This is a genomic window from Vibrio cincinnatiensis DSM 19608 (assembly GCF_900167345.1).
Lineage (GTDB): Bacteria > Pseudomonadota > Gammaproteobacteria > Enterobacterales > Vibrionaceae > Vibrio > Vibrio cincinnatiensis.
Genome location: NZ_FUXB01000002.1, coordinates 36,713 through 60,633, shown reverse-complemented (window position 1 = coordinate 60,633; position 23,921 = coordinate 36,713). Strand labels below are relative to the sequence as shown.

Sequence of the window (23,921 nt, the reverse complement as noted above, 5' to 3'; positions counted from 1 at the left end):
ATCATGGAAAAATTGGCTCGTAAACAGGTACAGGCATTAACGCCTTATCTTTCAGCTCGTCGTATTGGGGGCTGTGGTGATGTATGGCTTAATGCCAATGAGTCACCGTTCGATAATGAATATAAAACCGATTTTGCTCGTCTTAACCGCTATAGCGATTGTCAGCCTAAAGCTTTGATTCAAGCCTATGCAGATTACGCAGGGGTAAGCCCACAGCAAGTATTAACCTCTCGTGGGGCGGATGAAGGGATTGAATTACTGATTCGTGCTTTTTGTGAGCCTAACGAAGATGCCATTCTATATTGTCCACCGACTTATGGAATGTATGCGATTAGTGCGGAAACATTTGGGGTTGAGCGTAAAACGGTTCCCCTGACGACGGATTGGCAGTTAGACTTAGCAACCATTGAAGCCAGCCTTGATAACGTTAAGCTAGTGTTTGTTTGTAGTCCAAATAACCCAACGGGCAACCTAGTTAAACGTGAAGATATTATTGCTCTACTCGAGATGACCAAAGATTGCGCCATTGTCGTGATGGATGAAGCCTACATCGATTTTTGTCCTGAAGCATCAACGGTGGATCTGCTGGAAGATTACCCTAATTTAGCCATTTTACGTACCTTGTCAAAAGCGTTTGCTTTGGCAGGTTTACGTTGCGGTTTCACGTTAGCTAATGCTTCGATTATCGATGTATTACTCAAGGTTATTGCCCCTTATCCCGTTCCTGTCCCTGTGGCTGAAATCGCAACGCAAGCACTTTCAGAAGCTGGGCTAGCACGTGCTAAATTTCAAGTCTTGGATCTCAATGCGAATCGCGCTTACTTACAAGTGGGTTTACAGATGATCGAGGGAATCACGGTTTTTGAAGGGTGGGGAAATTATCTACTCGTCCAATTTCCTGATGGTGATGCCTTGTTTAAAGCCGCTTGGGAACACGGAATTATTTTACGTAATTCACCGATTGAGCATTGTGTTCGTATTTCGGTTGGCAACCGTGAAGAGTGTGAAAAGACCGTCGCTTTTATTCGCAATTATTATCAATAAATAGGATGCAAGCGTATACGCTTGCATCAAAAAGAAAAGGATATTCTCGTGAGCATGCAACAAAAAATTCTCTTTATTGACCGTGACGGTACGTTAATTGTTGAGCCACCGATTGATTTTCAGGTGGATCGTTTAGATAAGCTGAAGCTAGAGCCCTATGTGATTCCGAGCCTTTTGACCTTACAAGAGGCGGGTTATCGTTTGGTTATGGTGACTAACCAAGACGGGTTAGGAACAAAAAGCTACCCTCAAGAAGATTTTGATGCGCCCCACACCATGATGATGGAAATTTTCCAATCTCAGGGCGTTATGTTTGATGATGTATTAATTTGTCCGCATTTTGAAAAAGAAAATTGCTCATGTCGAAAACCTAAGCTTGGGCTCGTCAAAGAATATCTGCACAGTGGCAAAGTGGATTTTAAACACTCTGCGGTGATTGGTGACCGTATTACCGATTTACAATTGGCTGAAAATATGGCGATTCGAGGTATCCAATACGATCCTAAAACCATGGGTTGGCCTGAAATTGTCAGAACTTTGACCATCCAAGAGCGCAAAGCTGAAGTGGTAAGAAAAACGAAAGAAACCGATATTCAGGTTGCGGTAAATCTTGATCAAAGTGGTGGTAATCACATTGAAACGGGGCTGGGCTTTTTTGACCACATGTTAGATCAAATTGCTACCCATGGCGGTTTTCAATTGAGATTAACGGTCAAAGGTGACCTGCATATTGATGATCACCACACCGTAGAAGATACTGCATTGGCTCTTGGACAGGCATTGAGAGAAGCGCTTGGGGATAAACGAGGCATTGGCCGTTTTGGCTTTACACTGCCGATGGATGAATGTTTAGCACAGTGTGCATTAGATTTATCCGGCCGCCCCTATTTAAAATTTTCAGCCGAGTTTAGTCGTCCACAAGTCGGCGATTTTTCAACGGAGATGGTTTATCACTTCTTCCGTTCTCTGACGGATACCTTAGCGTGCACCTTACATCTTTCTACGGCGGGTGATAACGATCACCACATGATTGAAAGTTTATTTAAAGCTTTTGGCCGCACACTTCGCCAAGCTCTTCAGGTACAAGGGAATGAATTGCCAAGCAGTAAAGGAGTGCTGTGATGACTCAACAGATCGTCATTATTGATACTGGGTGTGCCAATATCTCTTCTGTCAAATTTGCGGTCGAGCGTTTAGGTTACCCCGTCACGATATCGAAAGATCCAGCGGTCGTATTAGCCGCAGATAAACTATTCTTGCCCGGAGTAGGAACCGCCAGTGAGGCGATGCATAACTTGGCGCAGCGCCATTTAATTGAGTTAGTCAAACAGGTAGAAAAGCCGCTGCTAGGCATTTGCCTTGGCATGCAACTGATGGGCAAGCTATCAGAAGAGAAGGGACAAAAAGCCCAAGAAACGGTTGAGTGCTTGGGGCTCGTTGGTGGTGAAGTCCGTCGAATGCAAACACAAGGCCTGCCTTTACCCCATATGGGTTGGAATACGGTGTCTGCAACGTCTGGTCACCCGTTATTTGCAGGTATTGAAGAAGACGCATACTTCTATTTTGTGCACAGTTTTGCGATGCCGGTTGGCGACTACACCATTGCAGAGTGTCAATATGGTCAGCCTTTTAGTGCGGCAATTCAACATGGCAACTACTATGGTGTTCAATTTCATCCAGAGCGCTCATCAAAAGCTGGCTCAAAGTTAATTGACAATTTTTTGAAACTTTAAGGACAGCCGTTGGGCCGAGAAGGCCAAACGGCCATTAAGGATAAATGATGATTATTCCCGCATTAGATTTAATCGATGGTCAGGTTGTTCGCCTTTATCAGGGGGATTATGGGCAAGTGACCGAATATAAAGTTGATCCCGCTGAACAATTCAACCTTTATCACCAAGCTGGTGCCAACTGGCTTCATTTAGTGGATCTCACGGGTGCAAAAGACACCTCAGCTCGTCAGTTAACGTTGATTGCAACCCTATTGGCCAGCACGCCAGCAAATATTCAAATTGGCGGTGGCGTGCGTAGTGAACAAGATGTGATTGATTTACTCAACGCCGGTGCTCAGCGTGTCGTGGTTGGTTCAACTGCGGTCAAACAACCTGAATTAGTCAAAGGTTGGATGGCAAAATACGGAGCGGAGAAAATTGTTCTTGCATTGGATATCAATATTGATCGTGATGGCTCACGTAAAGTCGCTATTTCTGGTTGGCAAGAAGACTCTGGGGTAACCATCGAAGCGTTATTGGATGATTACCTCACGGTGGGTCTACAGCATGTTTTGTGTACCGACATTTCTCGTGATGGAACGCTGACAGGCTCTAATGTGGCGTTGTATGTTGATTTATGCCAGCAGTATCCACAAATTCAATTCCAGTCTTCTGGTGGTATCGGCAGTTTAGCAGATATTGAAGCGTTGAAAGGTAGTGGAGTCGCCGGTGTTATTGTTGGTCGAGCACTATTAGAGGGTAAGTTTACCGCACAGGAGGCGTTCTCATGCTGGCAAAGCGAATAATTCCTTGTCTAGACGTTCGTGATGGTCAAGTCGTTAAAGGTGTTCAGTTTCGTAATCATGAAATCATAGGTGATATCGTACCGTTGGCTAAACGCTATGCAGAAGAAGGCGCAGATGAGCTGGTTTTTTACGATATTACCGCATCCAGTGATGGTCGAGTCGTCGATAAAAGCTGGGTATCACGGGTAGCCGAAGTGATCGACATTCCTTTCTGTGTCGCGGGTGGGATCAAATCGGCAGACGATGCTGCGCGTATTTTAGAGTTTGGTGCAGATAAAGTGTCCATTAATTCGCCAGCATTAGCCAACCCTCAATTGATCACCGATCTCGCGGATAAATTTGGTGTGCAATGTATTGTCGTAGGGATCGATTCCTATTTTGATAAAGAAACGGGTAAATACCAAGTTTATCAATTTACCGGGGATGAAACGCGGACAAAAGCGACACAGTGGCAAACTCAAGATTGGGTTCAAGAGGTACAAAAACGGGGAGCGGGTGAAATTGTCCTTAACATGATGAACCAAGACGGGGTCCGTAATGGATATGACCTTGAACAATTGAAGATGATTCGAGCCGTATGCCAAGTTCCATTGATCGCTTCTGGTGGCGCGGGGGCGATGGAACACTTTGCTGACGCTTTTAAGTTAACCCATGTGGATGGTGCGCTGGCAGCCTCTGTCTTCCATAAACAGATTATTAATATCGGTGAACTGAAGCAGTATTTAAAACAACAACAAATCGAGGTAAGACGATGAGCCGAACTACGCAAAGCCCAATGGCGATCTCAGACCGAATCAATTGGGAAAAGGTTGACGGTCTTATCCCGGCGATTATTCAAGACTTCACCTCAAGCCAAGTATTGATGATGGGGTATATGAATCAGCAAGCGTTGGCAAAGACGTTGGAAACGGAACAAGTGACCTTTTATTCACGCTCAAAACAGCGGTTATGGACCAAAGGCGAAACGTCTGGACATATTTTACAACTGAAAAATATCGCCTTGGATTGTGATCAAGACACCTTATTAGTCAAAGTTAACCCGATTGGTCCCACTTGTCATACCGGGACAACCACCTGCTGGGATGGCGATGAACAAGAGGAATCACAATGGGTCTGGCTTCATCAACTTGAACAGTTATTGGCTGCCCGCAAGAGTGCCGATCCAGAGTCCTCTTATACCGCTAGCCTTTATGCGCGTGGCACCAAGCGCATTTCGCAGAAAGTGGGTGAAGAAGGGGTTGAAGTCGCGCTTGCGGCGACGTCGGGCGATAAGGCGGAATTGATTTGTGAGTCAGCGGATCTTATCTATCACTTACTGGTCTTATTACAAGATCAAGGGCTATCGATGAGTGATGTGATAGACAAACTCAAAGAGCGCCATCAATAACGATAATGCCCCAGCGATGGGGCATTATCGTTATATGGTTACATGGTAATTTCTTTCCACTGTCCTGGTTGTAGCTCACCAAGGGTTGTGTTTCCCATGGAATAGCGAATGAGGCGTAAAGTGGGATAACCAATATGCGCCGTCATTCGCCTTACTTGACGGTTTCGTCCTTCAATAATAGTGATGGCTAGCCAAGTGGTGGGTATATTGGCACGAAAACGAACGGGTGGAGTTCGTTGCCAGACGTTTGGCTCCTCGATTCGTTCAACTTGTGCTGGGAGTGTTGGGCCATCTTTCAATTCCACTCCTAGCCTTAATTTATCGAGATCATCTTCGGTTGGGTTACCTTCGACTTGAACCCAATAGGTTTTGGGTGATTTAGAGGTAGGTTGAGTGAGCCTTGCTTGCAAAATACCATCATTGGTAAGAATCATTAATCCTTCACTGTCTCTATCCAGCCTTCCAGCCGCATATATCTCTTTAATCGGGATAAAATCTGCGAGCGTTTTCCGACCTTGTCCATCAGTAAATTGGCTCAACGTATCATACGGTTTATTGAAAATAATGACCTTACGATGCTCGGGGGAAGTGGGTGTTTTTTTGACCGATGAGGTTTTTCTTTGATGAGATTTTGAGCGGTGAGAAGCCCCTGAGCGTACAGAACCAGAGTGTTTTTGTTGTTTTAAATGAGAAGGGCTTTGTGAGGATGAAGCGGAGCGGAACGCGCTGCGTGAGCGGGAAGACATGTTAACCACCTTGCAAAAATGTGAATGGTTTGTGTTTGATTGTTTTATAATTTTCCTATTTGAGCTATCATTTGCGCGCCCGAAAACAGGATTGTTGGATAAGATGATAGACTATTATCTTGGTTTTGTTTAATTATAACGATCTTCACTCACGGACTAAGTCGAACACCACTGGCTGGTAAGAACCGGGATTAGAAAGAGTGAGACAATCGTATACAAGTATTGGGGATGTTGTACCGACTTGTATACGGACATTCACACAGTGCTATATCATCCCATAGTGCTGCTAGAACAATAGGGAAAGTTCATGCCTACAGATAAACCTACCATTATTTATACTATTACTGATGAAGCACCGGCATTGGCCACTTATTCACTACTGCCAATTATTCAATCATTTACGGCTTCGTCAGGCATCAACGTGGAAACGCGTGATATTTCGTTAGCTGGACGTATTCTTGCCAACTTCCCTGAACATCTGAAAGAAGAACAAAAAGTCGGAGATGCACTGACAGAATTAGGGGAATTAGCTCAAGCTCCTGAAGCAAACATCATCAAATTACCAAACATTTCTGCCTCGATTCCTCAGCTCAAAGCGGCGATTAAAGAGTTACAAGAGAAAGGATTTGCGATTCCTGATTACCCTGCCGAACCAAGCACTTATGAACAAGAAGCGATAAAAGCTACTTACGATAAGATTAAGGGCAGCGCGGTTAACCCCGTTTTACGCGAAGGAAACTCTGACCGTCGAGCACCTACGTCGGTTAAAAATTATGCGAAGAAAAATCCGCATTCTATGGGAGCGTGGTCAAAAGCGTCCAAATCACATGTCGCCAGCATGGAAGAGAAAGATTTCTTTGGAACCGAACAGTCTTTAACCATGAAGGGGGCAACAGAAATTTCGATTGAATTTTTGGGGCTCGACGGTGCAAATAAAGTACTGAAAAAACCATTTGCTTTGTTAGATAAAGAAATCATCGACAGTAGTGTAATGAGTAAAAAAGCACTGATTGAATTCTTTGAAAAAGAAATTGCGGAAGCCAAAAAACAAGATGTACTGCTTTCTTTACACATGAAAGCTACCATGATGAAAGTTTCTGACCCGGTGATTTTTGGTTATGCGGTTAAGGTGTATTACCAAGACGTATTTGAAAAATATGGAGCGCTGTTTGAGCAGTTAGGGGTAGATGTTAATAATGGCCTTGGTGATGTGTATGCGAAAATTCAAACACTACCGGAAGCTCAACGTGAAGAGATCGAGTCTGCCATTCAAGCAGTCTATGCGACACAGCCTGCGTTAGCGATGGTAGATTCTGATCGCGGAATTACTAACCTTCATGTACCTAGTGACATCATTGTGGATGCTTCAATGCCGGCGATGATCCGCTCATCGGGTCAGATGTGGGGGCCAGATGGTAAACAAAAAGATACCAAGGCGATGATTCCAGACCGTTGCTACTCAGGGGTTTATCAAGCCGTTATTGATTTCTGCCGAGAAAATGGTGCCTTTGACCCAACCACGATGGGCAGTGTGCCAAACGTCGGGTTAATGGCACAAAAAGCAGAAGAATACGGTTCACATGATAAAACCTTCATTATGGATGCCGATGGTGTGGTACGCATTATTGATAGCGCCGGAAATATACTCTTAGAACAATCGGTAGAAGCGGGGGATATCTTCCGTATGTGCCAGGTGAAAGATGCACCGATCCAAGATTGGGTGAAATTGGCGGTTAACCGAGCTCGTGCAACGGGTGTCCCTGCTATTTTCTGGCTAGATAGCGATCGTGCTCACGATGCTGAATTGATTAAAAAAGTGAATCAGTATTTACCCGAATACGATACAACGGGATTAGAAATACAGATCCTCTCTCCTGTTGAGGCTACGTTGTACACCTTGGCTCGCATGAAAGAAGGCAAAGATACGATTTCTGTCACCGGGAACGTATTACGTGATTACCTGACAGATCTCTTTCCCATCCTTGAATTGGGCACGTCGGCGAAAATGCTTTCTATCGTTCCATTAATGAATGGGGGTGGCTTGTTTGAAACAGGGGCGGGTGGTTCAGCGCCGAAACATGTTCAGCAAGTCCAAAAAGAGAATCACTTACGTTGGGATTCGTTAGGGGAGTTTTTAGCATTGGCGGCTTCATTAGAGCACCTAAGTGCGGTTTCGGGAAATTCCAAAGCTCAAGTCTTAGCCGATGCGCTGGATAAAGCGACCGGGAAATTTTTAGATAACAACAAGTCACCGTCACGTAAAGTTGGTGAACTCGATAACCGTGGTAGTCATTATTACCTTGCCACTTATTGGGCTGAAGCATTGGCAGAGCAAACCCAAGATGCAGAATTGGCGGCTGAGTTTGCACCGATTGCCAAACAACTGAGCGAGCAAGAAGCGCAGATCATTCAAGAACTCAACGAAGCACAGGGCAAACCGGGTGATCTGGGTGGTTACTACGCACCTGTTTTTGAGAAAGTCTCAGCGTTAATGCGCCCAAGTCAGACGCTCAATAATATTATTGAGCGAGCATAAAAGTCAGGCTAAGTCAGACTGAAAAGTGTCACTTAGCCGATTTTCATGAATAAATGTCCAATCCGCTACTGAGAAATGAGTAGCGGATTTTTTATAAATGCTAACTTCAGTTTGTTATCTTGAGGAAAAATAGACAGTTTTTGCTAGAAATTTGAGCAAAGAGATCATTTTTGAATGTAAAGTAGTCAAACGATTTAAAAAGCAAAAAAATTCTGTTGACTCATTGCATCGAATCCGTAGAATGCATCCCGTACTCAAGAGCAACGCGATAGATAAGCAAGCGGTTTGAGTTTTGACGGCGCGTTGGCAGAGTGGCCATGCAGCGGATTGCAAATCCGTGGACCTCGGTTCGACTCCGGGACGCGCCTCCATTGCGACACTAGCTCAGTTGGTAGAGCGCAACCTTGCCAAGGTTGAGGTCACGAGTTCGAACCTCGTGTGTCGCTCCAGAATAAACAGTATGGCGAAAGCGGTACTGAGATGTAAGAAGCATCAAAATAAATTTGTGTGCCCTGGTGGTGAAATTGGTAGACACAAGGGATTTAAAATCCCTCGACTTTCGAGTCGTGCCGGTTCAAGTCCGGCCCGGGGCACCATTCATTAAAGTAGAGATGAACAATCATCTTGAATGCGACACTAGCTCAGTTGGTAGAGCGCAACCTTGCCAAGGTTGAGGTCACGAGTTCGAACCTCGTGTGTCGCTCCAACACTAAAAGCCTCGATGAATATCGAGGCTTTTTCCATTTCGCACCAGAACTTTTAGATCAGCAAGGCTCAGACCAGCACGGTTAAATTAGAATGTTTTGATCATCCATACATCACAGCCATTATGTTCTGTGCCGAGCATCGGCTCAGAAAGAAGGGTAAAGCCGAGGGTTTGATAAAGATGGATGGCACTTTCCATCGTTGAGAGTGTGTCTAAGTAGCATTGTGTGAAACCTTGTTGTTGTGCAAAAGAAAGGCATTGTTCCACGATCGCTTTGCCAATACCGTACCCACGACTCTCGGGTAGTAAGAACAGCTTTTTCAACTCACACAGTGAATGGCTACCGTTGAAAGGAGCAATGCCACCACCACCCATTAGCTGACCATTCAATGTTGCAATCCAGTAGCCACTTTTATTTTCTGGCTGGTAGTATCGGCTCATATTATTCACTTCCGCATCGGAAGGACCGAATCCCTCACCAATGGCACCAAACTCGGCACCGACCGTTTTTATAATATTAGCCAGCGGCTGATCAAATTCGCTGCTGATAGGGAAAATCTCTATTTTCATTTACCACCTCTACCGTGTTTGAAAAATGGGGAGTATTGAAAGTGTTTGCCAGTATATACCCAAACAGCTTAGCGTTGCAGGTAAGTCGTTAGTCCTCGTTATGGTGAACATGCACAAGCCCAACTTCACTCATTTCAAATAACGTGAAGCTAAAGCGAAATTCAAAAGAGTGTGAGTAAGAAAGGGATGGATAAAATTGTTATTAAGGTGAAAACAAACTGTTTTTCATTTGCGTAAAAGTCCCTTTGAGCGCGATTTCAATTTGGCTTTGACAGCGGCTTTCGTTACTATGTACAGCTACTTAAAAACTAAGAATCCCTTATTCCCTTTACGGGCTCCTTAAGGACACTGCTCATCAGCAGACGAGGAAACAATGCAACATCTACAACAGATTATTGCTAACGCGACTGTAGCGATTGACGCTGCCGAGTCGTTGGTTGCACTGGACGAAGTGCGTGTTCAGTATCTGGGCAAAAAAGGTGAGTTAACCGCTCAACTGCAAAGTCTAGGTAAATTACCCCCCGAAGAGCGCCGCACGGCGGGCCAAGAAATTAACGTTGCGAAAGAGACGGTACAAAAAGCCATTGCTGCACGTAAAGACAACCTACAACGTGCAGAGCTTGAAGCGAAGTTGGCGGCAGAAACGATGGATGTCACTTTGCCTGGACGTCGTATCGAAAACGGAGGTTTACACCCTGTAACCCGCACTATCGAGCGTATTGAAAGCTTCTTTGGTGAACTGGGCTTTACCGTTGAGTCTGGTCCTGAGATCGAAGACGATTTCCATAACTTCGATGCTTTAAATATCGCAGATGATCACCCAGCACGTACTGATCACGATACCTTCTTCTTCAATCCAAAGTTAATGTTGCGTACTCACACGTCAGGCGTACAGATTCGTACTATGGAAGAAAAACAGCCACCACTACGTTTCATTGCACCAGGCCGAGTTTACCGTAACGATTACGACCAGACACACACGCCAATGTTCCACCAAGTGGAAGGCATGTTGGTAGACGAAAACGTCAACTTTGCGCAGCTGAAAGGCATTCTGCACGACTTCCTATGCAACTTCTTCGAAGAAGATCTGGAAGTGCGTTTCCGTCCATCTTACTTCCCATTCACAGAGCCTTCAGCCGAAGTGGACGTAAAAGGTAAAAACGGCAAATGGTTGGAAGTACTGGGCTGCGGTATGGTGCATCCAAATGTACTGCGCAGTGTGGGTATTGATCCTGAAAAATACTCTGGTTTCGCATTCGGTATGGGCGTAGAGCGTCTGACTATGCTTCGTTACGGTGTGAACGACCTGCGTGCATTCTTCGAAAACGATCTTCGCTTCCTAAAACAGTTCAAGTAATCCAGAGGTTTAATCACAATGAAATTCAGCGAATCTTGGCTTCGTGAGTGGGTTAACCCAGCGGTTACCACGGACGAGCTTACTCACCAAATTACAATGGCTGGTCTGGAAGTTGACGACGTTCTTCCTGTCGCGGGTACGTTTACTGGCGTGAAAGTGGGCCATGTTGTGGAATGTGGTCAGCACCCAGATGCCGACAAACTGCGCGTGACGAAAGTAGATGTGGGCGAAGAAGAACTGCTCGACATCGTGTGCGGCGCACCAAACTGCCGTCAGGGCCTAAAAGTCGCGGTTGCGACGGTTGGCGCGGTTCTGCCAGGCGATTTTAAAATCAAGAAAGCGAAGCTACGTGGCCAGCCTTCACACGGCATGCTCTGTTCTTTCTCTGAACTGGGGATTGATGTTGAATCCAACGGTATCATGGAACTGGCGGATGACGCCGTTATCGGTACGGATTTCCGTGAGTTCCTGACTTTGGATGATGTCACTATCGATGTCGACCTGACATCAAACCGCGCAGACTGTTTCAGCCTTCGTGGTATGGCTCGTGAAGTCGGCGTGTTGAACCGCGCAGATGTGGTGGAGCCTGCCGTTTCACCCGTTGCACCCACGATTGATGCGAACATTTCGATTGAAGTGAAAGCGCCAGCGGCGTGTCCTCGCTACCTTGGTCGCATTGTGAAGAACGTGAACGTTCAAGCGCAAACGCCATTGTGGATGCAAGAAAAACTGCGCCGTTGTGGCATTCGTTCCATCGACCCAATCGTCGACATCACTAACTACGTGATGCTTGAGCAAGGTCAGCCAATGCACGCATTTGATCTAGCGAAGATCGAAGGTGGTATCGTGGTGCGTCTGGCTGAGCAAGGCGAGAAATTGACGCTGCTGGATGGCAGTGAAGCAGAACTGAATGCCGATACGCTAATCATTGCCGATCACAACAAAGCGCTGGCGATTGCGGGTATCTTTGGTGGTGAACACTCAGGTGTGAACAGTGAAACCAAAGATGTGCTGCTAGAATGTGCCTTCTTCGCTCCGGATCATATCCGTGGCCGCGCACGCAGCTATGGTCTGCACACGGATTCTTCAATGCGCTATGAGCGTGGTGTGGACTATGCACTGCAATTTACGGCGATGGAACGTGCAACTCAGCTTCTGATTGATATCTGTGGTGGCGAAGTTGCGCCAGTGGTTGCGGCTGAATCTGACGCGGATCTACCAAAACCAAATACGGTGGCACTGCGCCGCACTAAACTGGACAACCTACTAGGCCACCATATTGCGGATGCGGACGTGGTTGAAATTTTGCAACGTTTGGGTATGAGTGTTGAAACCACAACAGAAGGCTGGATGGCGACAGCGCCAACTTGGCGTTTTGACATCGCAATCGAGCAGGATTTGGTGGAAGAGGTGGGTCGCATCTACGGTTATGACAACATTCCCAACCAAGCTCCAGCGGCGGCGCTGAACATGAACTTGCACAAAGAAGCGAACCTGCCTCTGAAACGCGTTCGTGATCTGCTGGTGGATCGTGGTTACCACGAAGCCATCACATACAGCTTCGTTGAGCCAGAGCAGCAAAAACTGATCGTGCCAGATGTTGAGCCTTTGATTCTGCCAAACCCAATCTCAGCAGACATGTCTGCCATGCGTTTAAGCTTGATTCAAGGTCTGTTGAACACTGTGGTTCATAACCAAAAACGTCAGCAACCACGCGTTCGCCTGTTCGAACAAGGTCTGCGTTTCATTCCGGATCAAGCAGCTGAAAACGGCATGCGTCAAGAGTCAATGTTAGCGGGTGTTATTTCGGGTACTCGTAGTGAAGAACATTGGAATATCGAGACAGCAACCGTTGATTTCTTTGACCTGAAAGGCGACGTGGAAGCGATTCTGGAACTGACTGCAAACGGCAAAGCATACCGCTTCGCTGCGGCAAAACACCCAGCGCTGCACCCAGGCCAGTCTGCCGCGATCATGTTAGATGGCAAAGAAATCGGTGTGATCGGTACGGTTCACCCAGAGCTTGAGCGTAAATTTGGTCTGAATGGCCGCACCATCGTGTTTGAAATCGAATGGTCAGCGATCAACAGTAAAGTCATTCCAGAAGCCGTGGCTCTTTCTAAATTCCCATCAAATCGTCGTGATATTGCTGTGGTTGTTGATCAAACGATCGCTTCTGGTGATATTGTTGATGCATGCCGAGTGGCGGGTGGAGAATTACTGAAAGAAGCAAAACTTTTTGACGTTTATGTTGGCAAAGGGGTTGCAGAAGGGAAGAAGAGCTTGGCTATTGCATTAACACTTCAATCTTCCGAGCGTACTTTGGAAGAGGCCGATATTGCTGCTGCAGTAGAAAACATTGTTAAAGCCGTTGTGGAACAATTCTCTGCAACACTGCGAGATTAATCACTTACAGAGACAGAGAGTGGTTGATTCATGATGAAAAGAGCAAGGTTTTTTCCTTGCTCTTTTTTTTATTCATATTCGTGCTTTCAGTGACTTCCTCTAACTTTAGGTATACAATCATTTTCAGCAACTTTATGATTTTTCTGCTTATTTGTAGATTTTCTTGTGATAAAGAAAAGGAAAGCAAAACTTTTACATTTAGATAAAAATAACAGTAAACGTTCATATTCATATTAAAATTCTGAAAATTGTTGTTTTTTGTTTTTTTATTTTGTTTTTTTAATTATATTAATAATAAACCCCCAACTTGTTGAATATGCTTTAATTATTTAGAGAAATAAAAAAGTTGGCGAAAATCATAAGCTTGACATACACTTTTGTTTAAAGCCGATATGTCTTTGATTGGCTAAGCAAAAATTGCTTTGGTGCTGCTTGAAGTAGCAAGGTTAAACCTAGCTTTGAGGGAAGTTTTATGGCGCTTACAAAAGCCGATTTGGCTGAAAACCTGTTCGAGAATCTAGGATTTAGTAAACGGGATGCCAAGGATACGGTTGAAGTGTTTTTTGAAGAAATTCGTAAAGCATTAGAAAGCGGTGAACAGGTTAAACTATCCGGTTTTGGTAATTTTGACCTACGTGAAAAGAATGAACGACCAGGTCGAAACCCAAAAACGGGAGAGGATATTCCCATTTCTGCTCGTCGTGTCGTCACGTTCCGCCCAGGGCAAAAACTAAAAGCCCGAGTTGAGAACCTTAGAGTCGAAAACTAAGATTGATAAGGCCACGAATTAACGTGGCCTTTTTGTTTGCATCTATCGGCTTAAAGCGCTATCGCTAGGATAGCGATTTTCCCATAGAGATATGCGTTATGCGGCTTGGATATTGGTTGTGATATATGGTAACCAAGCTTGCTGATATAGACTGAACGACTCTGTTCGTAACCGTTTAATTTGTGCGGTTTCCCAAATATTGAGAGAGCGTTGCTCTTGGCTTGCTTGACGCTCAATTTGTTGGATCTGCTCATATAGGGTATGTTCAGGGCCGCTTTTTACATTCGCTATTGCTTTTAAATGAAATTGTACTTCCGCAATGATTTTGGTCTTAGGTAATTCGACTAACACGTTGAGATCTCGGTAACCCGATGGTGCAGGCGATTTAAAGCGGTTTTTTACTTTCACAATGGTCGCTTCACGGCCCAATGCTTCATACGCTTCAACTAAACTTGGAACATCATCCGCAATCATGGTTGCCCGGGCAAGGTCGGTAATACGCTCTGCTTGTCCGTCAAGTTCCAATGCCACTTTCTCTTTGGCTCTTTGGTGCGATTTTACACCAGAAAAGTGCGCCTGAGTTGAAGTCAACATTGCGGTACTTTTGCACAAGGTTTCGAGTTCATGCTGAGCTTGGTGTGCCTTACTATAGAGCACATCAAAATCACTGTAAGGTTGGATCATAGTATGGTGAGTCGTTTGAATACCATACAAACCACTTAAGCTGTGTTTAAACCGCTGGGCGTTAATCTGGTTTTGATACTCTCCTTGTGGTTCTTGTGAGGATGAATTGATGACCGGAATGGCTGCGGCAAAGGCTGGCGCTCGGCTTAGCGTTAGTAGCATGAGTGCCGTGGTTCTCAGCAATAGACTCATTCACTCTCCTTAACTGATGTGGTTTAGATCAAAAGTAGAACCTAGAAGAATCCTAATCCAACAAAAGCAGTTACTTAGAGTATTGGGTCAAAGAAAGAAAACTCAACGCTATCTTTCCTCCATTTCTTTAGAGTGAGTGATGGGTCACAACAATTAGAAGCGTAAAAATGAAATCCGTTCCCTTAATGAATGTAACAAAATGTGAGGGCACACGTTGCTATCGTAATTGGCCACAATTGAGTATGCTAAGCCCTTTTCCTAGCTAAAGCGTTGTGATGGACGATTTCGAATTTTGGCATAATAAATGGGCGGCGAATCAAATTGGGTTTCACTTAATGGAGGTGAATCCATTACTGATGGAGTATTGGTCAGCCACAAAACCTCAGCGGCATGATAAAGTGTTACTGCCTTTATGTGGTAAAAGTGAAGATTTAGTTTGGCTGGCTGAGCGTCATGATGATGTTCAAGGTGTTGAACTCAGCTCGATAGCCGTTCGTGCTTTCTTTGCTGAACATTTTTATACACCACTGGTGACGGAGTTATCGACTCACCATACCTCTTATCAGTTTGATGAACTCTGCTTGTATACGGGAGACATTTTTACCGCGCCTCTTCAACCTGTGGATATTATTTATGATCGTGCTGCACTGGTTGCGTTACCGGAAACTAGGTGGCATGACTATGTCAAACGGCTACTTGCTTTACTAAACCCTGGTGGGCGAATTTTATTAGTGACCCTTGATTATGAGCAAACTGAGCTGAATGGGCCACCGTTTAGCCTTTCTGAAGAAGTGGTTTGTCGATTATTTGCTGGGCTTTCTATTAAAAAACTGCATCGAGACGAGGTGGGTGCACAGCATCCGAAACGTGCCAAGAAAGGGCTCAGCCGCTTTGCAGAAGAGGTCTGGTTGATTGAACGAATGGATGAACTCTAAGGTTTAAAAAATACCCAAGTCAATATAAAGACTTGGGTATAAAAATCGTTTATTAATAATGGATCTTGACTGATTTTACGCTTTCTATGGCGCGTTTGGTCGCTTGTGTTGTATCTTTACCACGAGTCAGAGCAACACCTAAGCGGCGGCGACCATCAATATCTGGTTTAGCAAACAAGCGAAGTTGAGCGGTGGGAATACTCAATGCATCATCGAGTCCTGAAAACTTCACATCAGTTGAGGTTCCTTGACCCAGCAGCGCGGCAGACGCGGATGGGCCATATTGAGTAATTTTCCCGACAGGCAAGCCTAGAAAGGCACGTACATGCAGTGCAAATTCAGAAAGATCTTGTGAAACGAGTGTCACCATTCCGGTATCATGTGGGCGAGGGGAGACTTCATTAAAGATAACCTGATCGCCTTTGATAAACAGTTCAACACCAAAAATACCGTAACCACCAAGAGCATTCACTATCTCTTCTGCGACATATTCAGCAGCTTTTAAGGCGTTTTCCGACATAACTTGAGGCTGCCAAGATTCACGGTAATCACCTTCTTCTTGACGGTGCCCGATAGGCGCGCAGAAATGTACCCCATCAACCGCTCGAACAGTCAGGAGTGTGATTTCGTAATCAAAATCAACAAACCCTTCCACAATGACGCGACCTGCACCACTGCGTCCACCTTCTTGTGCATACTGCCATGCAGATTCAATATCTTCAGCCTGTTTAAGGATGCTTTGCCCTTTACCGGATGAACTCATCACGGGTTTACACACGCAAGGAAGCCCGACTTGTTCTACTGCAGAGACAAATTCCGCGTAGTTGTCTGCAAATTGATAAGGCGAGGTTGGCAGAGAAAGTTGTTCAGCAGCAAGGCGGCGAATCCCTTCTCGATTCATCGTTAAACATGTTGCGTTCGCCGTAGGAACAACGGTTACACCTTGAGCTTCCAATTCAAGTAACTTCGCTGTGGCAATCGCTTCTACCTCAGGGACAATATAATGCGGTTTTTCTAACTCAACAATTTGTTGCAATGCTTGGGGGTTGAGCATATCGAATACATGGCTACGATGAGCAACCTGCATTGCAGGGGCATTGGCATAGCGATCGCAAGCAATCACTTCTAAACCTAAGCGTTGGCATTCAATAGCGACTTCTTTTCCTAGCTCTCCAGAGCCTAGTAAAAGAACGCGAGTTGAACTATTGAGAGTTGCGGTCCCCAACATAAAGAATCCTTATTAGTCGTGTATATAGCGTGAAGTCTCTACGATGAGGGTTAATAGCACAAAGACTTCACTGTACCGAGAGCGAAAACAGCCGCAATGATACTGGAAAGGTAAAAAAAAGAAAACGTTTGCTTTTAGGGTTGAACCTACACTAACGCTTCATCACATGTTTAGAATGAAAATTTGCAGGCGACAAGATTCCTTGTGTAGAGCATCGGTGCTAAGAGAGCATCACTCGCTTACTCTCTCCTTCTTTTCCTCAATGTGACTATAAAGTGAACAATAAAGTGAACAATACTTTATTTGCTTGATCCATATATGAACAAAATCATTTTATTTCTTGAAGTTAACAACTAGTATTTTAGTTAGAACAATAAAATAAATGAGTCCATAGCGATGCTGAGAACCATTAACTTAGAAATGAAAACAGCGTTACTTTTTGTGGTTGGGCTAATCAGTGTTGTACTAAGCTGCTTATTTCTTACCCGGTATTTTTTTCTCTATAGCCTTTATGAATTAGAGAACATTGAGGTGCACAGAGCCAGCCACCAGGCGCTATCCGTCATTGATGCGATTGTCCAAAGGCAGGAAGAGGCCTCTTATGATTGGGGGTATTGGGACGAAAGTTACATGTTGTTGACCGATAGAGATCCTGGTTATGCTGAGCGAAACTTAACAGAAGGAAGCCTAGACACTCTGGATGTCGATCTTGTTGCTTATATTCGTCCAAACCACGAGGTTATGCTGAGCTTTGCTCGCAATAATGATACCGCCCAGCAACAAGCGGAGAGGTTACTACAAACCGAGGTGATCGCTGATTATTTGCAACAAATGGATAAGCAGGTCGATACTCAAAAAACCAGTACGGCGAGCTTAGTGCGTAGTGAGCAGCAACTGTGGGCGGTTAGCCTGACGGCTGTGAGAGATAGCGATGGGACGAGTGAAGCTGTAGGGTGGATGTTATGGGGGCAAAATCTAACCGACCGTTTCCCGTCTCGTTATGAAGGTATTTTAATTGCGGATAATCAACTGTTAACCGACGATCAAAACCTTTCCTTCTGGTCATTATCAGAGCAAGCTGGGCATGATCACTCATCCATTGAGCGATCGGATCAATATATGATTCACCATACACTTCTTACGGATGCCCATAATAAAACCATTGCGGTTTTGAAAACCATAGAGTCTAGAACCTATTATCAACGAGCGAAAAGCGTTTTTGTTTTACTCATTATATCGATGCTTGTGGTGACGAGTGTCATTACGATTATCATGTATGGTATTTTTTGGGTCACGGTAAGCCGACGCTTTAGCTACTTTGAACAAGGAATGCAAAATTTATTAGGGTCGGTAAAGGCACCAGAAAAAAATAGACACACAGATGAGTTTGATCGAATCACCCAATGGGTTCGAAGCCTAGCGCATTCTTCTTCCCAAACAGAGGAAAAGCTGCAGGAAACCTTACAAAAATTTGATGTTTTGTATCATAGCCGTACCGTTGGGATGATTTTATTGACCGACCGTATCATTGTGGATGTGAGCCCAACGGTGTTGATGTTACTGGGTTTTCAACGCGATCAACTTATCGGTCAGCCACTGAGCATGATTTGCGGCTGTAAACATACTCAGTGTGGTACAGAGCAACTGTATCATTCGATTAACCAAGGGCAATATCATTTTGAAACCACAATGAAGCGACATGATGGTTCAGAGATTGCCTGCTCTGTTGAAGCCGCGTTGCTAAATGATGGTGAAAATTCATCCATTATGCTTTCTGTGAAAGATATCAGTGAGCAAAAGCAACAGGCTGAATTAATTGAAACTTTAAAACACTGTGATCCCGTTTCTGGTTTATTGAATCGGCAGACCTTGATGCAACGAGTTAATCAACGCATTCAGCAGGTAGAGGCTTCATTTAATGTGCTGTATTTATATGCATCACGTTTAAAAGAAATCGATGACGTGTATGGGCACGATTATTATGACCGAGTTGTCCAGCATGTAGCGGCAACCTTGAAACGCCATTTTCCCGCTATGGAGATAGGCCGAATCAGTGAACAGGAGTTTATGATTTGGGGGGAGGCTGCTGCTTCTCATTTAGAGCGTGAAGGTAATCGGATATTAATGGAGTATCGTCAGAAAATCGTGTTAGAAGATATCGAATGTGATATTGGTTTAAAATCGGCATTATTACCTTCCTCCATTGATTTTGAGAATTTCGAAAATTTATCCCATACGGGGTTATATGCTGTGACACATGAAAGCGGAACGAGCTCGTCCGTGACTCTGGTTCATGCTCAGCATCTTGAGCGAACTCAAGAGCTATTAGTGTTAAACCGAGATATTGTTGCGGCTTTAAAAAATGGGGAATTTACGGCGCATTATCAACCGATAGTGAAAGCTGAATCTGGTCAACTGGTTGGTTTTGAAGCCTTAGCTCGTTGGACTCATCCAACATTAGGGATGATCTCTCCGGCGGTTTTTATTCCTCTTGCCGAACAGAGAAAACTGATTGTGGAATTAGGCGAGCAAATATTGGAGAAAGCTTGCCACTTTATTCAGCAAATTCAACACGCGGATAAAACGCTCTCTTCTCACTTAAGTATTCATGTCAATATTTCTAGCCCTCATTTTCACCATAATAGTTTGGTGGAAACGTTACACAAAGCGATCGAGACTTATCAATTACTCCCTGGGCAGTTGGTCCTTGAGTTGACGGAAAGTATTTTACTAGGGGCGGAAGAAGATATTATTCACCGAATGGAAACCATTAAAGCATTAGGGGTTCAACTCGCTTTGGATGATTTTGGTACGGGGTATTCTTCGTTTAGTTCACTCTGTAACTTTCCATTGGATATTGTGAAACTGGATAAATCCTATATTGATGGTTTAGAAAGCAATCCTAAAGCCAAAAGCCTTATCCGAAATATTATCCATATGTCGAAAGAACTAGGAATGACCACGGTGGCAGAAGGGGTTGAAACCGCATCACAGCTTAGAAAATTAACGGTATGGAATATTGATGAAATTCAAGGCTATTATTTTTATAAACCGATGACTGAAGAGCAAGCCTTTGAAAAATTTACGCTCTACTAAGTTGCTTGATGGCTTTGCCCAGTAACCAATGAGCCTTGAAATATCGCTATTTAGCAAGGCTCTTGAATGTTAAGATTGTGAAGATTAAAGCGATAAATACGATAGAGGTATATCTGGATTGATCGCTTCTAGTGTGGCTTGAGTATCAGCTAAGTGACTGATGGTGCCTTGTGACATTTCAATTAAAGCCGCATCACGAATCAATTCAAACGATTCTTTTGCCATTCGCAGTTGGATCAGCGCCACTTGTAGTGGTGGAAGGCTTGGGTTAAATGCCGCATTTTCAGCATAAGCCCCACGAAACTCTCGACCTGAAGCCGTGCGCAGTGCTACCCCACTTAAGTTATTCGTGTAAGGCGCATGGCTACGATTAAGGGCTTGCATAGCAGTTTGCAATAACGGCTCTTGGACGTCGGTAAATAATCCATGATCGGTCTTTGACATGAGGCCAGTGGTAATACCGAGATCTCTCGGGCCAAACGATTCAGGGAGATAATACTGCAGTGATTTCCCTTCGCGCTTGGGAAGTTGAATGGTCAACGTTTGTGAGGTTGTCAATTCATTCATAAACTGACGGCAGTGTCCACATGGGCTGTAGTTAACGGTAATGTCCGTAATGCCTTGTTCACCTTTCATCCAGGCATGACTAATGGCGGCTTGTTCTGCGTGAATCGTTTGACCGAGCTGCACGCCAGAGAATTCCATATTCGCCCCAAAGTAGAGTCGGCCACTAACACCTCGCGCAATAGCACCGACATAAAACTGAGAAATAGGGACATAAGCATAGGCCGCAGCAAGTGGCAACAAAGCGACTCTTAATTCAGCATCAGCTAACTTCGAAAGAGAAAGTAATTGGTTAAACTGTTCAACTGACAAGGTTGCATCATATTCGTCAGTGAGCACGATGGGTGAAAGGTATTCACTCACCGCCACTGGTAACTGTGTTAAGGCTTGTTCAATACGGCGATTCATAATTTATCCTTATCCGTTTATTGAACTTCATTTTAGTGAATTAAACGGCACTTACTGAGATCTATATCACGACTGAGTATGTAATGAATTCAAATGTTTCATAATTAGAGTGATGTCACACCTAGCGCAATCGGTATCCTTAGGTGAGCAGGTGTGGCTTATCCATAAATAAGCCACACACTTAATGCAAACAGGGTAGGAGCCAGAATAGAGGTAATAATGCCGCAAACGACAAGAGCGAGTGAGCTAAACGCCGCATCTCGTGCATCTTTTTCAGCACAAGTTGCTGTTCCCAGTGCGTGAGAAACTGTTCCTGTCGTTAGGCCTCTTGCGATAGGGTGGGTAATGTTGAGTAAGTTGTAAATAGGGTAGGCCATGATGGCACCAAAGAGGCCGACCAGCAGAACAAGAATGGCTGCAATCGCAGGTTCCCCCCCTAGGTTATTGGCAACTTCCATCGCAATGGGAGTGGTGACTGACTTTCCCATCAAGGCGGCGACTAATGATGTGTCTGCCTGCATCGATAATGCGATAAAACTGGCTGTAAGCATGGACATAATACTGCCTATACCACAGGCTAACATGATGATGCGCCAGTTAGAGCGAATTTGGGGGAGCTGTTCATACAGTGGGTAGGCAAGTGCGACGACAGCAGGCTGTAGGAGATCGCTTATCCAATGATTATCGGCGTAGTAGGTATCAAACGGTACCTGAAGGTAGATTAAGGTAGGGATTAAAATAGCGATACAGATCAACAGTGGGTTAACCAAAGGGGTTCGACCTTTTTGTGCAACCCAGCGAGCAAAGAAAAAGACCACTAATGTGACGAGTAACCACATTATTTTTCTCCTTTTTTAAGTAGTCGATCCAATACGAAGCCGAGTGAAACCAAAACCAGAACGGTGCCACCAATGGCACTGGCGAGGATTGGCCACAGATTATTGAGCAACATATCGAAGTGAACCATGAGTCCAACGCTGATGGGGACAAACAGTAAGATCATGTAGCGGATGAAAAGATGGGCACTGGGTCTTACCCATTCAACGGGTACGAGCCCACTCACTAATAAGGCGAAGAGGAGTAATAAGCCGATAATACTGCCGGGAATAGCGATTCCCAGCCAATGCTGTATGGTGATCCCAGCCCAAAGGCAGAGAAAGATTAACCCCATAGAAACCAAATATTGAGCCGCGGTTTTGAGGCGAAGAGTAAGCGTATTCATGGTTAATTTTTCACAAGTAATAAAAGCGTGCTAGCAAGCTAAAGATTCTACATAGCGATAAACAGATTTGAGTATGGCCATTTTTTTCTCATCACTTTGGTGCTCTTGCACTAAGTTTTCTAAATTAAGCATATAGCTGGGTAGGCATGTTTCAAAATAATCTCGACAGTGATTAGCCCAGCGACGTTGCTCTGTGTCATTCAGTGTCCAAGGATAATGACGAGCGCGATATCGAAAGAGCAGTGGAGCTATTCTTGGGTCACTAAATTGAATATCTAAGCTGCCGAGTAATTCAGGATGGCTTGAGCGTATAATTTCCATACCGGCTTTGTCGGACGGGGAAAAGAATCCATCATACAGTTGGCTATCGACATCAGCTGTGGCGGGAAACTCTCGTTCAATCGCAAATAGGGCAACTAATTTTTCTCGAATTTCTGGATGCTGACGAAGTAAGGCGAGATTCGCTAAGCATTGTTCACGGTCAATCCCGATCACGGCGGCATTGTCTGCGGTTAAGGTTTTTGCAGGCGCTAAAATCGGACACTTATTGAGATGTACCAATTTGATGGGCACTGGTAATTCATCTTCAGCCAATTCCTCACGTTTGGTGTAAAGACGTTGATGCAACTGCTCGGCAGAGAGCGTTAACAACGGCTCAGGATCTTTGGCTAAATCGACCACAATAACAGCATTCTGGTTGGTAGGATGCCACGCCACTGGAACAACCCAACTGGTGTATTGGCATTCTCGACCCAACATGCCAGAAACATGCATTAACGGTGTCATATTGACAATATCGACCAGGTCGATCAGCTTGCGTTTATGGCGCATTGATAAAAAATAATCGAAAAGCTTAGGTTGGGCGGCTTTGATTTTTTTTGCAAGTTCAATAGTAGCGATGACATCGGCCATTGCATCGTGGGCATTTTCATGTTCAATGCCGTTTCTTTTTGATAGGTCTTCTAATTTAAAGCTGGTAAACCCATCGTTATTTTCTGGCCAGTGGATCCCTTCCGGACGTAGTGCGTGGCAGGCCCGCATTACATCTAATAGATCCCAGCGAGAGTTACCGTTTTGCCAACTCCACGCATAAGGGTCAAGAAAGTTGCGATAACAGGTATAGCGCGTCACCTCATCATCAAAACGAATGCTGTTATAACCTAGGCTAGTTGTATTGGGGGTGGCGAGTTCTGCGTGAATTCGAGCAATAAATTCAGGCTCAGGTAGCCCTTCCTCCATTACCTTTTGTGGTGTAATTTTGGTGATTAACGCAGCCTCCGGCCCCGGTAGATAATCACAAGGTAATTGACAGTAAATCACTAACGGCTCACCGATAATATTGAAATCCATATCAGTACGGACACCGGCAAACTGGCTGGGTCGATCTTTCGCTGGATTCGTTCCCCACGTCTCATAATCGAAAAAGAAGAAAGTTGGCTGGTGCTGTTGCATGTGTGATTAACCCAGTAACAAAGAGGAAGTGACGAGTATTAGAACATTCCACTCAAGACATGGCAATGATTGGACTGGGTGATAAAGCATAAGTTTAGAGA

The 23,921-nt window shown here is 44.7% G+C and carries 20 protein-coding genes and 4 tRNA genes; 16 read left to right on the top strand and 8 right to left on the bottom strand.

Annotated features, from left to right (window positions below):
• Positions 1–3: 3 nt before the first annotated feature.
• From hisC to hisIE, 6 genes are read left to right on the top strand one after another with little or no spacing between them, the layout of a single operon-like run.
• On the top strand, positions 4–1,044 hold the full coding sequence (hisC, locus tag B5D54_RS01855; protein WP_078924789.1) for a histidinol-phosphate transaminase: 1,041 nt from the start codon (positions 4–6) through the stop codon (positions 1,042–1,044).
• A gap of 48 nt (positions 1,045–1,092) precedes the next feature.
• Positions 1,093–2,166: a bifunctional histidinol-phosphatase/imidazoleglycerol-phosphate dehydratase HisB gene (gene hisB, locus B5D54_RS01850; protein ID WP_078924788.1), complete on the top strand. Its 1,074-nt coding sequence runs from the start codon at positions 1,093–1,095 to the stop codon at positions 2,164–2,166.
• Positions 2,166–2,777: an imidazole glycerol phosphate synthase subunit HisH gene (gene hisH, locus B5D54_RS01845; protein ID WP_078924787.1), complete on the top strand. Its 612-nt coding sequence runs from the start codon at positions 2,166–2,168 to the stop codon at positions 2,775–2,777. The genes hisB and hisH overlap by 1 nt, the downstream gene beginning before the upstream one ends.
• A 47-nt stretch (positions 2,778–2,824) precedes the next feature.
• Positions 2,825–3,562, top strand: a complete 738-nt coding sequence (gene hisA / locus B5D54_RS01840; RefSeq protein WP_078924786.1) for a 1-(5-phosphoribosyl)-5-[(5-phosphoribosylamino)methylideneamino]imidazole-4-carboxamide isomerase — start codon at positions 2,825–2,827, stop codon at positions 3,560–3,562.
• Entirely contained in the window at positions 3,544–4,317 is a 774-nt protein-coding gene (gene hisF / locus B5D54_RS01835) for an imidazole glycerol phosphate synthase subunit HisF (protein WP_078924785.1), read from the top strand. Before hisA ends, hisF begins: the two co-directional genes overlap by 19 nt.
• Positions 4,314–4,949, top strand: coding sequence for a bifunctional phosphoribosyl-AMP cyclohydrolase/phosphoribosyl-ATP diphosphatase HisIE (gene hisIE, locus B5D54_RS01830; protein ID WP_078924784.1), 636 nt, complete (start codon positions 4,314–4,316; stop codon positions 4,947–4,949). The genes hisF and hisIE overlap by 4 nt, the downstream gene beginning before the upstream one ends.
• A 38-nt stretch (positions 4,950–4,987) precedes the next feature.
• Here the strand turns inward: hisIE and B5D54_RS01825 are convergent, their stop codons facing one another.
• The gene (locus tag B5D54_RS01825; protein ID WP_172459876.1) at positions 4,988–5,695 is read right to left on the bottom strand and encodes a pseudouridine synthase; all 708 of its coding nucleotides are present in this window, start codon (positions 5,693–5,695) and stop codon (positions 4,988–4,990) included.
• A 307-nt stretch (positions 5,696–6,002) separates the two neighbouring features.
• On the opposite strand from B5D54_RS01825, the gene B5D54_RS01820 reads away from it, so the two are divergent.
• The 5 genes from B5D54_RS01820 (at position 6,003) to B5D54_RS01800 (ending at position 8,937) form a co-directional block, all read left to right on the top strand.
• Positions 6,003–8,231, top strand: a complete 2,229-nt coding sequence (locus tag B5D54_RS01820) for an NADP-dependent isocitrate dehydrogenase (RefSeq protein WP_078924782.1) — start codon at positions 6,003–6,005, stop codon at positions 8,229–8,231.
• A 297-nt stretch (positions 8,232–8,528) separates the two neighbouring features.
• Positions 8,529–8,602, top strand: a tRNA-Cys gene (locus tag B5D54_RS01815).
• A gap of 2 nt (positions 8,603–8,604) precedes the next feature.
• Positions 8,605–8,680 (top strand) — tRNA-Gly (locus tag B5D54_RS01810).
• A gap of 60 nt (positions 8,681–8,740) precedes the next feature.
• Positions 8,741–8,827: transfer RNA gene (locus B5D54_RS01805), tRNA-Leu, on the top strand.
• A gap of 34 nt (positions 8,828–8,861) precedes the next feature.
• Positions 8,862–8,937, top strand: a tRNA-Gly gene (locus B5D54_RS01800).
• A gap of 87 nt (positions 8,938–9,024) precedes the next feature.
• Here the strand turns inward: B5D54_RS01800 and B5D54_RS01795 are convergent.
• Positions 9,025–9,507, bottom strand: a complete 483-nt coding sequence (locus B5D54_RS01795) for a GNAT family N-acetyltransferase (RefSeq protein WP_078924781.1) — start codon at positions 9,505–9,507, stop codon at positions 9,025–9,027.
• A gap of 373 nt (positions 9,508–9,880) precedes the next feature.
• On the opposite strand from B5D54_RS01795, the gene pheS reads away from it, so the two are divergent.
• The 3 genes from pheS to ihfA all read left to right on the top strand — a co-directional run bounded on the left by pheS (position 9,881) and on the right by ihfA (position 14,039).
• Complete coding sequence (gene pheS, locus B5D54_RS01790) at positions 9,881–10,864, top strand: phenylalanine--tRNA ligase subunit alpha (protein WP_078924780.1); 984 nt, start codon at positions 9,881–9,883, stop codon at positions 10,862–10,864.
• An 18-nt stretch (positions 10,865–10,882) separates the two neighbouring features.
• Complete coding sequence (gene pheT / locus B5D54_RS01785; RefSeq protein ID WP_078924779.1) at positions 10,883–13,270, top strand: phenylalanine--tRNA ligase subunit beta; 2,388 nt, start codon at positions 10,883–10,885, stop codon at positions 13,268–13,270.
• A gap of 472 nt (positions 13,271–13,742) precedes the next feature.
• Positions 13,743–14,039 carry an integration host factor subunit alpha gene (gene ihfA / locus B5D54_RS01775; protein ID WP_078924777.1) on the top strand — a complete coding sequence of 99 codons (297 nt, stop codon included), beginning with the start codon at positions 13,743–13,745 and terminating at the stop codon, positions 14,037–14,039.
• A gap of 96 nt (positions 14,040–14,135) precedes the next feature.
• On the opposite strand, the gene B5D54_RS01770 is transcribed toward ihfA, so the two are convergent.
• Positions 14,136–14,915, bottom strand: a complete 780-nt coding sequence (locus tag B5D54_RS01770) for a nucleotidyltransferase family protein (RefSeq protein WP_078924776.1) — start codon at positions 14,913–14,915, stop codon at positions 14,136–14,138.
• A gap of 275 nt (positions 14,916–15,190) precedes the next feature.
• Between B5D54_RS01770 and B5D54_RS01765 the strand changes: the two genes are divergently transcribed.
• Positions 15,191–15,850 (top strand): thiopurine S-methyltransferase, encoded by a 660-nt coding sequence (locus B5D54_RS01765; RefSeq protein WP_078924775.1) that lies wholly within the window; start codon positions 15,191–15,193, stop codon positions 15,848–15,850.
• Positions 15,851–15,902: 52 nt separating this feature from the next.
• Here the strand turns inward: B5D54_RS01765 and purT are convergent, their stop codons facing one another.
• Positions 15,903–17,078 carry a formate-dependent phosphoribosylglycinamide formyltransferase gene (gene purT / locus B5D54_RS01760; protein ID WP_078924774.1) on the bottom strand — a complete coding sequence of 392 codons (1,176 nt, stop codon included), beginning with the start codon at positions 17,076–17,078 and terminating at the stop codon, positions 15,903–15,905.
• Positions 17,079–17,474: 396 nt separating this feature from the next.
• On the opposite strand from purT, the gene B5D54_RS01755 reads away from it, so the two are divergent.
• Positions 17,475–20,174, top strand: coding sequence for an EAL domain-containing protein (locus B5D54_RS01755; RefSeq protein WP_115173988.1), 2,700 nt, complete (start codon positions 17,475–17,477; stop codon positions 20,172–20,174).
• A gap of 84 nt (positions 20,175–20,258) precedes the next feature.
• Here B5D54_RS01755 and cdd read toward each other — a convergent pair whose 3' ends face one another.
• The 4 genes from cdd to sbcB form a co-directional block, all read right to left on the bottom strand.
• Complete coding sequence (cdd, locus tag B5D54_RS01750) at positions 20,259–21,146, bottom strand: cytidine deaminase (RefSeq protein ID WP_078924772.1); 888 nt, start codon at positions 21,144–21,146, stop codon at positions 20,259–20,261.
• Between the two features lie 158 nt (positions 21,147–21,304).
• Positions 21,305–21,985, bottom strand: a complete 681-nt coding sequence (locus tag B5D54_RS01745) for an LrgB family protein (RefSeq protein ID WP_078924771.1) — start codon at positions 21,983–21,985, stop codon at positions 21,305–21,307.
• Positions 21,985–22,368, bottom strand: coding sequence for a CidA/LrgA family protein (locus B5D54_RS01740; protein ID WP_115173989.1), 384 nt, complete (start codon positions 22,366–22,368; stop codon positions 21,985–21,987). The genes B5D54_RS01745 and B5D54_RS01740 overlap by 1 nt, the downstream gene beginning before the upstream one ends.
• 30 nt (positions 22,369–22,398) lie before the next feature.
• The gene (gene sbcB, locus B5D54_RS01735; protein ID WP_078924770.1) at positions 22,399–23,820 is read right to left on the bottom strand and encodes an exodeoxyribonuclease I; all 1,422 of its coding nucleotides are present in this window, start codon (positions 23,818–23,820) and stop codon (positions 22,399–22,401) included.
• Between the last annotated feature and the right edge of the window lie 101 nt (positions 23,821–23,921).